Raw genomic sequence first — 12,401 nt, forward strand, 5'->3', positions numbered from 1 at the left:
AGTGAGCCAGTTCCACGCGCCGCAGTCCCGGTACGTGCTCCCGTCGTTCGTCGAGCGCACCAGCTACGGCATCAAGGAGTCCAACCCGTACAACAAGCTGTTCGAGGAGCGCATCATCTTCCTCGGCGTGCAGGTGGACGACGCGTCGGCCAACGACGTGATGGCCCAGCTGCTCGTGCTGGAGTCGGAGGACCCCGACCGCGACATCCTGATGTACATCAACTCGCCGGGTGGCTCGTTCACCTCGCTGATGGCCATCTACGACACCATGCAGTTCGTCCGCCCGGACATCCAGACCTACTGCCTGGGCCAGGCGGCCTCCGCCGCCGCGGTCCTGCTGGCCGCGGGCACGCCGGGCAAGCGCCACGCGCTGCCGAACTCCCGCATCCTGATCCACCAGCCGGCCACCGAGGGCGTGTACGGCCAGGTGTCGGACCTGGAGATCCAGTCGAACGAGATCCAGCGCGTTCGCCGCCTGCTGGAGTCGACGCTGGCCAGGCACACCTCCCGGACGCCGGAGCAGGTGCGCCTCGACATCGAGCGCGACAAGATCCTGACGGCCGAGGAGGCCCGGGAGTACGGCATCGTCGACAGCGTCCTGCCCTACCGGAAGCTCTCGGCGAAGTAGTCCGCGGCGAGGCCCCCGACACGCCGAGCCGACCGGGGTTCACCCCCGGTGCGGGGTGTCGGGGGCACGCTGGTCCTCCCGCACAGGCGGGTAGGCCAGGTACCGTCGAGGGGAACGGGCGGAACCCCGCACCCAGCGGGCACTCGCCACACCAGCAGTCAGGCGCACCTCACCAGGTCGTGCGCCGGAGGGGACAGAGGTCAGCGGTCATGGCACGTATCGGTGACGGCGGCGACCTGCTGAAGTGCTCTTTCTGCGGCAAGAGCCAGAAGCAGGTGAAAAAACTCATCGCCGGACCGGGTGTCTACATCTGCGATGAGTGCATCGACCTCTGCAACGAGATCATCGAGGAAGAGCTCGCGGAGGCCGGCGACGTCAAGCTCGACGAGCTGCCCAAGCCCGCCGAGATCCACGAGTTCCTCGACCAGTACGTGATCGGCCAGAACGAGGCCAAGCGCACGCTCTCGGTGGCGGTCTACAACCACTACAAGCGCATCCAGGCCGGTGACCGGGGCCGTGAGGGCCGCGACGACGGCGTGGAGCTCGCCAAGTCGAACATCCTCATGCTGGGACCGACCGGGTGCGGCAAGACCTACCTGGCCCAGACGCTCGCCAAGATGCTGAACGTGCCGTTCGCCATCGCGGACGCCACGGCGCTCACCGAGGCCGGCTACGTGGGCGAGGACGTCGAGAACATCCTGCTCAAGCTCATCCAGGCGGCGGACTACGACGTCAAGCGCGCCGAGACGGGCATCATCTACATCGACGAGGTCGACAAGATCGCTCGGAAGAGTGAAAACCCGTCGATCACGCGCGATGTGTCCGGTGAGGGTGTGCAGCAGGCGCTGCTGAAGATCCTGGAGGGCACGACCGCGTCGGTGCCCCCGCAGGGCGGGCGCAAGCACCCCCACCAGGAGTTCATCCAGATCGACACGACGAACGTGCTGTTCATCGTGGCGGGCGCGTTCGCGGGCCTGGAGAAGATCATCCAGGACCGGGTGGGCAAGCGCGGCCTGGGCTTCGGCGCCGAGGTGCGCACCAAGGCGGAGGTCGACGCGGCGGACTACTTCGCCGACTCGATGCCCGAGGACCTGATCAAGTTCGGCCTGATCCCCGAGTTCATCGGCCGCCTGCCGATGGTCGCGAGCGTCACCAACCTCGACAAGGAATCCCTGGTCAGGATTCTCACCGAGCCGAAGAACGCGCTGGTCAAGCAGTACCAGAAGCTGTTCGAGATGGACGGGGTCGAGCTGGAGTTCACCCGCACCGCCATGGAGGCCGTCGCCGACCAGGCGATCCTGCGCGGCACCGGTGCGCGTGGCCTGCGGGCGATCATGGAGGAGGTCCTGCTGCCGGTGATGTACGACATCCCGAGCCGCACGGACGTCGCCAAGGTCGTCATCACGGAGCAGACCGTGAAGGAGAACGTGAACCCGACGATCGTGGCCCGGCAGCCCTCGCGCCGGGAGCGCCGCGAGAAGTCGGCGTGAGTTGTCCCTCCCGCACGCGCTGATCCTGCACGGACTGGGTGGTTCCGGGCCGGCGCACTGGCAGAACTGGCTGGCGGGCGAGTTGGCCCACCACGGTGGGACGGTCGACCTGCCGCAGTTCACCGGCCCGGACTCACCGCGCTTGGCGGTGTGGCTGGACGAGTTGGGCACGCACCTCGCGGCCATGCCCACGTCATCCGAACGGGTGGTCGTGGCGCACTCGCTGGCAGGGCTGCTGTGGCTGCACCACGCGGCGGGGGAGTTCGACGGGGCGCTGCGGGTCGACCGGGTCCTCCTGGTCGCCCCGCCCGCGCCCGACTACGCCGACGAGCCCCTGATCCACGAGTTCCTGCACCCCGTCACGGACCCGGCGGCGCTGCGCCGGGCCGCCGCGTCGACGCGGTTGGTGGTGGGCGGTGACGACCGGTACTGCCCGGTCGGGAAGGCGAAGCTGCTGGCCGAGGCGCTGCGGGTCGAGGTGGACGTCATCCTCGACGGTGGTCACCTGAACGTGGACTCCGGGTACGGCCCGTGGGCCGCGGTGCTGAAGTGGGTCCGCAGCGGCCGGACGCCCCTGACGCCGCGTTGAACCCCGCACCGCCGCCCCTCAGGGCGCGGTGACGACCACCCGGAACAGGGTGAACGCCGCCAGGAACGGTCCGGCTGCCAGGTCGGCGAGCCACGCGTCGGCCGCGGCCCGGGTGAGGTGGCCGGCGGTGACGGCGCGGTGCGCGTTGCGGGTCAGGCCCAGCAGGTGGTCGGCGGTGTCGAAGTCGCGCAGCACCGGGGCGGTGGTCCCGACCGACTCCACGCGCAGCCCCGCGCCGGACGCGAGCCGGGCCAACCGGCGTCCCACCACCGGGTGGCGGACGACGCGGTCGCACACGAACCGGTTGAACGCGAGGTTCACGCTGACCGCGCCCGGGTCGAGGACGAGGGTCTCCCAGTCGGGCTGCGCCAGCACGGCGCGCCCACCGGGCCGCAGGACCCGCGCGACCTCGGCGAGGACGGCCGCCGGGTCGCGCACGAGGTGCAGCACGCGGTCCACCCGGACCCGGCTCACCGAACCGGGGTCGAGCGGGAGGGCGTGGGCGTCGCCCAGGAGCACCTCGACGGGCAGACCCTCGGTGCGGCGGCGCGCCTCGGCGACCATGACCGGGTCGAGGTCGACGCCGATGACGGAACCGGCGCGCTCGGCCATGGCGGGCAGGTCGGTACAGGGGCCGCAGCCCAGGTCGAGGGCGGTGTCCTCGGGGCGCAGGTCCAGGGCGTCCAGCAGGCGCAGCTTGTAGCCGCGGCCCTCGCGCGCCGCGTGGTCGAGGTAGTCGATGGGGTCCGGGAGCGTCGTCGGCATGCGCCGAGGCAACCACGGCCGCGTGGAGGTCCCGGTGGGGAGGCGTGCGGGTCGTGTGAAGGGTTCAGCGCGGCACGCGGCGGCCCAGGAAGCGGACGACGTCGGGGACGATCCTGCGGTAGAACGCGTCGTCGTGGCCGCCGGGGGTGACGGACTCCACGGCCAGCTTCGCGTTCTTCAGCAGGGTCGTGGTGCCGTCGACGAACCGGTCGCGGTCGCCGACCCACACGCCGATCGGCGCGTCGCCGAGCTTGTCGAGGTTCCTGAGCGGGTCGAGGCGGGCCCACTGCTCGGGGCCGCGGAACGCGTCGCGCTTCGCCATCTCCTCCCACGTGGTGATGAGGGCGGGGGAGACGGCGGCGACGGCGGCGGTCCTCTCGCGGCGCTCGGTGCGGCGGCGGCCGTAGAGCAGGGCGCCGAAGCCGCCCATGGACACGCCGGTGCAGGCGAACGGCGCGCCGTAGCCGCGTTCGGCGAGCCAGGTGGGCACCTCCTCCAGGAGCATGGCCATGGGGTCGTCGCCGGGGTGGTTCTCGTGCCAGTAGTTGTCGCCGCCGTCGACCGCGACGAACCCGAACGGCGGGACCGAACCCCGGCCCACGGCCGCCACCAGCACCTCGGGCAGGCCGCCGAACGCGGCGAGGCGCGCCGTGCCGTAGCGGCCGTGCAGCAGGATCGACATGGGCAGGCCCCCGGTGGGCACGCCCGGCGGGACGAGCGTCAGCAGGTCGACCTCACGGCCGCGGTGCTCGGAGCGCACCCGTTCGACCCGCACGACGGCCCGCTTCACGGCGGGCACGGGTCCGGCCACGCCCACGGCGTGCCGCAGCGCCTCGCCGAACGGCGCGTCGCCGTGCACCGCCGCGATCCCGACCGCCGCCAGCGCGCTCCCGACCGACGCGGTGAGCACCGTGCGCCTGCTGACCATGTCGCCTCCAGCGAGTCCCTGCCCACCCATCGCGCGGGGCGGGTGCGACGTTTCCTCAGATCACGGATGCGGTCCGGAGGGCCTCCACCTGCTGCTCCGTGTAGCCGAGCCCGCGCAGCACGTGCTCGGTGTGCTCGCCCGGCGCGGGCACGGCGCCGGGGGTCCAGTCCCACGCGGAGGAGTCCACGGGCGGCCGCAGGACGGTGATCTCCCCGCCCGGCACGGTCGCGCGGGCGAGGCGGTCGCGGGCGGTGACCTGGGGGTGCGCGGGCAGGTCGGCGACGCCGCGGGTGCGGGCGGCGGGCACGTCGGCGGCGTCGAGCGCGGCGAGCAGCCCGGCCGCCGTCCACGCGCCGAAGTCGAGCGAGCGGTGCAGGTCGGCGCGGTGCTCGACGCGGGAGGCGACGGTGGCGAAGCGCGGGTCGTCGGCCAGCCCGGGCACGCCCAGCACGTCGCACAGCCGCCGCCACTGCGGGTCGTTCTGCACGGCGAGGTGCACGGCGCCGTCGGCGCACGGGAACGGCCCGTAGGGCGTGATGGTGGGGTGGTGGGCGCCGGTGCGCGGCGCGGCGGCGCCGGTGCCCACCGCGTACAGCATGGGCTGGTGCATCCACTCGGCCAGCGCCTCGAACAGCGACAGCCGCAGCGTGGCGCCCTCTCCGGTGCGGTGGCGGCGCAGCAGGGCGGCGAGCACCGCGGACTGGAGCTGCACACCCGCCGCGATGTCGGCCACCGAGATCCCGGCGCGGGCGGTGACCTCGCCGTCGCCGGTCAGCTCGACCAGCCCGGCCTCGGACTGCACGAGCGCGTCGAACGCCTTGCGCCCGGCGTAGGGGCCGTCCCAGCCGTAACCGGACAGCTCGCCGACCACGAGGTCCGGTCTCGTCGCGCGCAACGCCCCGGAGTCCACGCCCAGTCCACGCGCGGCGGCGGGCGAGAGATTGCACAGGACCACGTCGGCCCGGGCGACGAGCCGGTCGAGCACCTCGCGGCCGGCGGGCTGCTTGAGGTCGAGGGTGACGGACTCCTTGCCGAGGTTCGTCCAGGCGAAGTAGGAGGAGACCTCGCCGCACGCGCTGTCGTAGTCGCGCGCGAAGTCGCCGCCGCCGGGCCGCTCGACCTTGACGACGCGGGCGCCGAGGTCGGCGAGCAGCCGGGTGGCGTAGGGGACGGCGACGGCCTGTTCGAGGCTGACCACGAGCACGCCGTCCAAGGGCTTCACGGGACCACCCGCTCCGCGCCGGTGTAGACGTTCATCGAGTCGCCCCGCAGGAACCCGACGAGGGTGACGCCCTGTTCCTCGGCCAGGTCGGCGGCCAGCGACGACGGCGCGGACACCGCGGCCAGCACCGGCACGCCCGCCATCGCGGCCTTCTGGACCAGCTCGAACGACGCGCGCCCGGACACCATCAGCACAGTCCCGGCGAGTGGTACGCGGTCGTCGAGCACGGCCCGACCGAGGACCTTGTCGACGGCGTTGTGCCTGCCCACGTCCTCGCGCACCACCAGGGCGTCACCCGATGTGGTGAACAGCCCGGCGGCGTGCAGGCCGCCGGTGGAGGCGAACACCTTCTGCCGCTCGCGCAGCGCGTCGGGCAGGGCGGCCAGCACGTCCACGTCCACGGTGGAGGTGTCGGCGGCGGGGGAGAAGCGGGTCTTGAGCTTGACCGCGTCCAGCGCGGCCTTGCCGCACACCCCGCAGGACGACGTGGTGTAGAAGTTGCGCTCCACGCCCGCGTCGGGTGGCGCGACGCCGTCGGCGAGGGTGATGTCGAGCACGTTGTAGGTGTTCACGCCGTCGGGTCCGGCGCCCTCGCAGAACCGGGCCACGGCGATGTCGGACAGGCCGCCGATGACGCCCTCGCTGAGCAGGAACCCGTGCGCCAGCTCCACGTCCTTGCCCGGCGTGCGCATCGTGACGGCGAGGGCCTTGCCGTTCACGCGCAGTTCCAACGGCTCCTCGGCGGCGAGGGTGTCGATCTTCGAACGGCGTTCCCGTCGCGCGTACGCGACCACCGGGCGACGCACGGTGACCCGTCCCACGGCGCACCTCCTTCACCTGGTCGGGATTTTCGCGAGTCCACCGACCAGGCTACGGAGGTACCGGGCGGCGGGTGCGCCGCCGGCCGCGAGGTGACGGCCCCGTCGCCCGGCCGAGGACCGCGGCCGGGCGTTCCCGGCCCCTTAGGATCACCGGGTGGACTCCTACGACGTGGTGGTGGTCGGCGGCGGGCACAACGCGCTGGTGGCCGCGGCCTACCTGGCGCGGGCCGGCCGTTCGGTGCTGGTGCTGGAGAAGCTCGACCACGTCGGCGGCGCGGCGGTCAGCGAGCGGGCGTTCCCCGGTGTCGACGCGCGCCTGTCGCGCTACTCGTACCTGGTGAGCCTGCTGCCGGACCGGGTGGTGGCCGACCTCGGGCTGCGGCTGGAGCTGCGGTCGCGCTCGGCGTCGTCGTACACGCCCGCCGGCGACCTGCTCGTGGAGCGGCGGCCGGGGGAGGCGACGGCCGCGTCGTTCCGCGCGCTGACCGGGTCCGACGCGGAGTTCGAGCGCTGGCGGCGCTGGTACGACGACCTGGAGGCGCTGGCGCGGGCGCTGGCGCCGACCATGCTGGAACCGCTGGTGTCGCGCGAGCACGCCCGCCTGCGGGTGGACTCGGTGGCGCGCGCCCGGCTGTGGGACCAGGTGGTGGAACGGCCGCTCGCGGAGACCCTGGAGGAGCTGTTCACGCACGACCTGGTGCGCGGCGTCGTCGCCACGGACGGGCTGATCGGCACGCACGCGTCCCTGCGCGACCTGGCCGCGAACCGGTGCTTCCTCTACCACGTGGTCGGCAACGGCTCGGGCGAGTGGCGGGTGCCGGTGGGCGGCATGGGCGCGGTGACCGCGGAGCTGGAGCGGGTGGCGCGCGAGGCGGGCGCGGAGGTCGTGACCGGCGTCGAGGTGTCCCGGGTGGACGCCGACGGCCGCACGGCGGAGGTCGAGTTCGACGGGCGCGTGGTGGGGGCGCGGTTCGTGCTGTCCGGCGCCGCCCCGGCCACCCTGGACCGGCTGCGCGGCCGGGAGCCGAGGACGGTGGCCGAGGGCTGCCAGGTGAAGGTGAACATGCTGCTGGAGCGGCTGCCCCGGTTCCGCTCGGGGGTGGACCCGGGGGTGGCGTTCGCGGGCACGCTGCACCTGGACGAGTCCTACGCGCAGCTGGAGACCGCCTACCGGGAGAGCGCGGCCGGCGCGGTGCCGTCGGTGCTGCCGGCGGAGATGTACTGCCACACGTTGACCGACCCGTCGATCCTCGCGCCGGACCTGGTGGAGCGGGGCTTCCACACGTTGACGCTGTTCGGCCTGCACACTCCGGCGGCGCTGTTCGAGGCCGACAACGCGGGGCTGCGCGAGCAGCTCGTCGGCCGCTACCTGGCCGGCCTGGACGCCGTGCTGGAGGAGCCGATCGCGGCCTGCCTGGCGACCGACGCGGAGGGCCGGCCGTGCCTGGAGGCCCGCACGCCGCTCGACCTGGAGGCGGAGGTCGGCCTGCCCAGGGGGAACATCTTCCACGACGGGCTGGCGTGGCCGTTCGCCGAGGACGACGACGAGGTGGGCCGCTGGGGCGTGGAGACCGACGTGGCCAACCTGTTCGTGTGCGGGGCGGGCGCGCGGCGCGGCGGCGGGGTCAGCGGCATCGGCGGTCACAACGCCGCGATGGCCGTGCTGGAGGCCCGCTAGAGCCGGCGCGGGCGCGGGTCAGAGCCGGGCGAACAGGGTGTCGACCAGCCGCGTCGCCCGGTCGACGGTCGCGCCGGAGGTGACCGTGATCTCCACCGTGCCCCGCCGTGCCGCCACGACGGTCTGCACGACCTCGCCCCTGGTGGTCGTGGCCCGGTACGCCTCGTCGTGGAAGCCGGGCACGTCCTCGACGTGGTCCTGCGCCCCCCTCCCCTCGGCGAACGACGCCGCGTCCGCGCCGGTGCGGAACCGCACGACCGCGCCGCCCCCGTCGTAGGTGCAGGTCACCACGGTGTCGCGGATCGCCTGCCGGGAGTGCTGGAGGCGCAGCCCCAACGCCGTCGCGACCACGTCCTGCGGCGCGTCGTCGCAGTTCACGCCCGCCGAATCGGTCGCCGTGGTGGACGGCGCTGCCTGCGTGGCGGGCGCGGCGTCCTGCGCCGAGGTGCACGCCGCGAGGGCGAGCAGCGCGGCGGCGACGAGCGCGGTCCTTGCGGTCACACCCCTGTGTTCGCCCGAACGGCCGCAGGCGTTACCCCGTGCCCGGGACGCGCCGCAGGAGAGGTGCACGAGCCGGTCGACGTGGCCGCGCCGCCACGAGAACACCCCGGACGGTCCACCGGTGCCCCCGTGTCACGGGCGCACGGCAACCCGGCGGCCCGCGTCAGTCCGCGACTTCCGCCAACCGCACCACGATCGACTTCGACGTGGGCGTGCCGGACACGGTGGCCGTGGAGTCCAGCGGCACCAGGGAGTTCGCCTCGGGGAAGTACGCCGCCGCGCACCCGCGCGCCGTCGGGTAGGAGACCACCCGGAACCGCTCGGCCCGCCGCTCGACGACCCCCGTCGGGTCCTCCGGCCACTCGCTGACCAGGTCGACGTGCTGCCCGTCGGCCAGGCCCAGTCCGACGAGGTCGTCGGGGTTGACGAACACCACGCGCCGCCCGTCCTGCACGCCCCGGTAGCGGTCGTCCAGGCCGTAGATGGTGGTGTTGTACTGGTCGTGGCTGCGCAGGGTCTGCAACAGCAGCCTGCCCTCCGGCACCTCCAGCACGGTCAGCTCGTTCGCCGAGAACTGCGCCCTGCCGGTGCGGGTGCCGGTGAACTCGCGGGCGTCGCGCGGCGCGTGCGGCAGCACGAACCCGTCCGGCCGGCGCACCCGCTCGTTGTAGTCCCGGCAGCCCGGCACGACGCGCGCGATCCGGTCCCGGATCAGGTCGTAGTCCTTCTCGAACTCCTCCCACGGCACCGGGTGGTCCGCGCCCAGCACGGTCCGCGCCAGGCGGCACACGATCGACACCTCCGACAGCAGCCGGTCGCTCGCGGGCGCGAGCGCGCCGCGCGAGCGGTGCACCACCGACATCGAGTCCTCGACGGTGACGAACTGCTCGCCGGAGTGCTGGAGGTCGCTCTCCGTGCGGCCGAGGGTGGGCAGGACCAGCGCCGTGCGGCCGTGCACCACGTGCGAGCGGTTGAGCTTGGTCGACACGTGCACGGTCAGGTCCAGCCCGCGCATGGCCGCCTCGGTGACCGCGGTGTCGGGCGCGGCGGAGACGAAGTTGCCGCCCACGGCGAAGAACACCCTCGCCCGGCCGTCGCGCATGGCCCGGATCGACGCCACCGTGTCGAACCCGTGCTCGCGCGGCACCGCGACGCCGAACTCCGACTCCAGGGCCGACAGGAACTTCTCCGGCATCTTCTCCCAGATGCCCATGGTGCGGTCGCCCTGCACGTTGGAGTGACCGCGCACCGGGCACAGGCCCGCGCCGGGCTTGCCGATCATGCCGCGCAACAGCGCGACGTTCGCGATCTCGCGGATCGTCGGCACCGAGTGCCGGTGCTGGGTCAGCCCCATCGCCCAGCAGAAGATGGTGCGCTCCGAGTCGGCCAGCATCCGCGCCAGCAGCTCCACCTGCGCGCGCGGCAGGCCCGTCGCGGCGTCCACGGCGTCCCAGTCGAGGTCCCGCACGTGCTCGGCGTAGGCGTCGAAGCCGTCGGTGCGGCCCTCGACGAACTCCTCGTCGACGGCGCCCCAGGTCAGCAGGAGGTTGCCGACGGCCTGGAACAGCGCCTGGTCGCCGCCCAGCCTGATCTGGAGGAACTCGTCGGCGAGCTGCGTGCCCGCGCCGACGAGGCCGCGCGCGTTCTGCGGGTTCTTGAAGCGCAGCAGCCCCGCCTCGGGCAGCGGGTTCACCGCCACGATCCGCGCGCCGCCGCGCTTGGCGTCCTCCAGCGCGGAGAGCATCCGCGGGTGGTTCGTGCCGGGGTTCTGGCCCACCACCACGATCAGGTCCGCGCGCGCGAAGTCGTCGATGCCCACGGAGCCCTTGCCGATGCCCGTGGTCTCCGAGAGCGCCGCGCCCGACGACTCGTGGCACATGTTGGAGCAGTCCGGCAGGTTGTTCGTGCCGAACGAGCGCACCAGCAGCTGGTACAGGAACGCGGCCTCGTTGCTGGTGCGGCCCGAGGTGTAGAACACGGCCTCGTGCGGGCTCGCCAGGCCGTTCAGGTGCTCCGCGACCAGCGAGAACGCGTCCTGCCAGTCGATCGGCTCGTAGTGCGTCGCGCCCTCGCGCAGCACGAACGGCTCGGTGATCCGGCCCTGCTGCCCCAGCCAGTAGTCGGTCTTCCCGGCCAGTTCGGCCACCGGGTGCGCCGCGAAGAACTCCCGGCCGACGCGGCGGCGCGTCGCCTCCTCCGCCACCGCCTTGGCGCCGTTCTCGCAGAACTCGGCCAGCCTGCGGTGCCCCTGCGGCTCGGGCCACGCGCACCCCGGGCAGTCGAAGCCCTCGCGCTGGTTCAGCAGCCGCAACGTGGTCGCGGTGCGGGCCACCCCCATCTGCTCGACACCGCGCTTGAGCGCCACCGCCACGCCGGGGACGCCCGCCGCCCAGCGCTTCGGCTCGCTCACGTCGATCAGGGACTCGTCGATGTCCTGCTGAGGTGGCCTGCGCTCCATGACCCCATTGTGCGACCGGATGACGTGCGTGCCGCCGGCGCACCCCGCGCGAGCGCGCCGGCGGTCTCCCGATCGACCGCTCGCCGAAGGGCGACGCGGGACCGCTGTCACGGGTCGCAAGGGGTTTCACCGACCCGTGAATCCGGCGTCCTCACCTGCGCCGATCCGGTGATCAACGCCAATTGTGAGCGACGTCACACCTTAGTGAATCGGCCGAACGGGTGCCGCTGGTCCGGGGGTTCACCCCGGGCAGCCGTCCGACGCCGACGACGGCGAGCCCACGTCGAACGACAGCCCCGGCGGCAGCGACGGATCGGTGAACGCCGGCGCCAGGAAACCCCGCCTCGCCGCCGGGCACGCCACCGAGTCGAACAACCCCGCCGACTCGTCCGCCCACAGCCCCGCCACCCCCGGACCGCCCTCGCGCAGCGAGTACCGCACCTCGAACCGGGTCATCGCCACCAGGTCCTCCGGCCCTCGCAGCTCCTCCGGCCGGGCCGCCTCGAACGCGTACGCGAACGAGTAGTCGGTGCGCACCACCAGCTCGCCCGACGGCCCCACCGCCGCCTCCATGCCGCCCCGCACCTTCGGCTCCACGCCCGCCAACCGCACCCCGTCCGCCACCCGCGTCGCCACCAGCGCCGCCTCCCCGTCGTTGCGCCCGTCGAACAGCGTCCGCACCGACTCCCGGAGGTCCGGCGCGAACAACGACAGCAGCGGTTCCACGTCGCGGTCCTGCACCACCCGCCGGTCCAACCGGGCCACCACCACCGCCCGCCGCACCCGCTCGTAGGCCCCCGCCACCTCCTCGGCCGAGAACGACCCCACCGGGACGGCCGCCGGCGCCACCACACCCGCCTCGCCGTCCGCCCACGCCGCCGCAGACGTGCCCGCGAACGGGTCGTCCACGTCCACCGCCCGCCGTCCCGCCGCCGGGTCCCCGCCCTGCGTCGCGAACACCGCCCACGCCAGCAGCACCGCCGCCGCCGCGATCGCCGACCCCGCCCAGAACCGCCGCGACGGACGCCGCGACCGCCACCGCCGCCACCGCGCCTCCCGCTCGGCCCGCCGCACGGCCTGCCGCGACCACCCCGGGTCCCGCAGGTCCGGGTGGTCCTCGATCCGGTACTCGTCCACCAGGCCCCATTCCCCTAGGTCCCATTCCGCCCACACCAAGGCGTTAGCAGGAAATCGCCGCGAAGTCGACACGTCCCGGTGCCGGCGACCCCCGGCCGACCCGGTGCCGCCCCACCGGTGCCCCGGCCGCCCGCGCCGGCACGAGCCCCTGCTCAACCCGACCCGACGGGGGTGCGGCACCACA

The 12,401-nt window shown here is 73.5% G+C and carries 11 protein-coding genes; 4 read left to right on the plus strand and 7 right to left on the minus strand.

Features of this window, described 5'->3' with window-relative positions; all coding sequences use genetic code 11:
* Position 1 precedes the first annotated feature (1 nt).
* The 3 genes from J2S66_RS35140 to J2S66_RS35150 all read left to right on the plus strand — a co-directional run bounded on the left by J2S66_RS35140 (position 2) and on the right by J2S66_RS35150 (position 2,707).
* Positions 2-628, plus strand: a complete 627-nt coding sequence (locus J2S66_RS35140) for an ATP-dependent Clp protease proteolytic subunit (RefSeq protein WP_015098818.1) — start codon at positions 2-4, stop codon at positions 626-628.
* 209 nt (positions 629-837) lie between these two features.
* The gene (clpX, locus tag J2S66_RS35145) at positions 838-2,118 is read left to right on the plus strand and encodes an ATP-dependent Clp protease ATP-binding subunit ClpX (protein ID WP_306747200.1); all 1,281 of its coding nucleotides are present in this window, start codon (positions 838-840) and stop codon (positions 2,116-2,118) included.
* A 1-nt stretch (position 2,119) separates the two neighbouring features.
* Positions 2,120-2,707: an RBBP9/YdeN family alpha/beta hydrolase gene (locus J2S66_RS35150; protein ID WP_310313572.1), complete on the plus strand. Its 588-nt coding sequence runs from the start codon at positions 2,120-2,122 to the stop codon at positions 2,705-2,707.
* 18 nt (positions 2,708-2,725) lie between these two features.
* On the opposite strand, the gene J2S66_RS35155 is transcribed toward J2S66_RS35150, so the two are convergent.
* The 4 genes from J2S66_RS35155 to fdhD all read right to left on the minus strand — a co-directional run bounded on the left by J2S66_RS35155 (position 2,726) and on the right by fdhD (position 6,443).
* Positions 2,726-3,472, minus strand: a complete 747-nt coding sequence (locus tag J2S66_RS35155; RefSeq protein WP_310313575.1) for a methyltransferase domain-containing protein — start codon at positions 3,470-3,472, stop codon at positions 2,726-2,728.
* A 64-nt stretch (positions 3,473-3,536) separates the two neighbouring features.
* The gene (locus tag J2S66_RS35160) at positions 3,537-4,400 is read right to left on the minus strand and encodes an alpha/beta hydrolase (protein ID WP_310313578.1); all 864 of its coding nucleotides are present in this window, start codon (positions 4,398-4,400) and stop codon (positions 3,537-3,539) included.
* A gap of 55 nt (positions 4,401-4,455) precedes the next feature.
* Entirely contained in the window at positions 4,456-5,622 is a 1,167-nt protein-coding gene (locus tag J2S66_RS35165) for a CaiB/BaiF CoA transferase family protein (protein ID WP_310313581.1), read from the minus strand.
* A complete protein-coding gene (fdhD, locus tag J2S66_RS35170) occupies positions 5,619-6,443 on the minus strand; it encodes a formate dehydrogenase accessory sulfurtransferase FdhD (protein ID WP_310313584.1) in 825 nt (274 codons plus the stop codon). Before fdhD ends, J2S66_RS35165 begins: the two co-directional genes overlap by 4 nt.
* A gap of 154 nt (positions 6,444-6,597) precedes the next feature.
* Here fdhD and J2S66_RS35175 point away from each other — a divergent pair, with 154 nt between their 5' ends.
* The gene (locus tag J2S66_RS35175; protein ID WP_310313587.1) at positions 6,598-8,121 is read left to right on the plus strand and encodes a phytoene desaturase family protein; all 1,524 of its coding nucleotides are present in this window, start codon (positions 6,598-6,600) and stop codon (positions 8,119-8,121) included.
* 18 nt (positions 8,122-8,139) lie between these two features.
* Here the strand turns inward: J2S66_RS35175 and J2S66_RS35180 are convergent, their stop codons facing one another.
* The 3 genes from J2S66_RS35180 to J2S66_RS35190 form a co-directional block, all read right to left on the minus strand.
* Positions 8,140-8,622: a hypothetical protein gene (locus J2S66_RS35180; RefSeq protein ID WP_310313592.1), complete on the minus strand. Its 483-nt coding sequence runs from the start codon at positions 8,620-8,622 to the stop codon at positions 8,140-8,142.
* 163 nt (positions 8,623-8,785) lie between these two features.
* Complete coding sequence (locus J2S66_RS35185; protein WP_310313595.1) at positions 8,786-11,080, minus strand: FdhF/YdeP family oxidoreductase; 2,295 nt, start codon at positions 11,078-11,080, stop codon at positions 8,786-8,788.
* A 240-nt stretch (positions 11,081-11,320) separates the two neighbouring features.
* A complete protein-coding gene (locus J2S66_RS35190; protein ID WP_310313598.1) occupies positions 11,321-12,217 on the minus strand; it encodes a hypothetical protein in 897 nt (298 codons plus the stop codon).
* Positions 12,218-12,401 lie beyond the last annotated feature (184 nt).

The organism is Saccharothrix longispora (genome assembly GCF_031455225.1).
In the GTDB taxonomy this organism is placed as follows: Bacteria; Actinomycetota; Actinomycetes; order Mycobacteriales; family Pseudonocardiaceae; genus Actinosynnema; species Actinosynnema longispora.

Coding starts and splice junctions, on each gene's coding strand:
- J2S66_RS35155 (WP_310313575.1), bottom strand. CDS start 3,472: ATGCCGACGACGCTCCCGGACCCCATCGACTACCTCGACCACGCGGCG.
- J2S66_RS35160 (WP_310313578.1), bottom strand. CDS start 4,400: ATGGTCAGCAGGCGCACGGTGCTCACCGCGTCGGTCGGGAGCGCGCTG.
- clpX (WP_306747200.1), top strand. CDS start 838: ATGGCACGTATCGGTGACGGCGGCGACCTGCTGAAGTGCTCTTTCTGC.
- J2S66_RS35185 (WP_310313595.1), bottom strand. CDS start 11,080: ATGGAGCGCAGGCCACCTCAGCAGGACATCGACGAGTCCCTGATCGAC.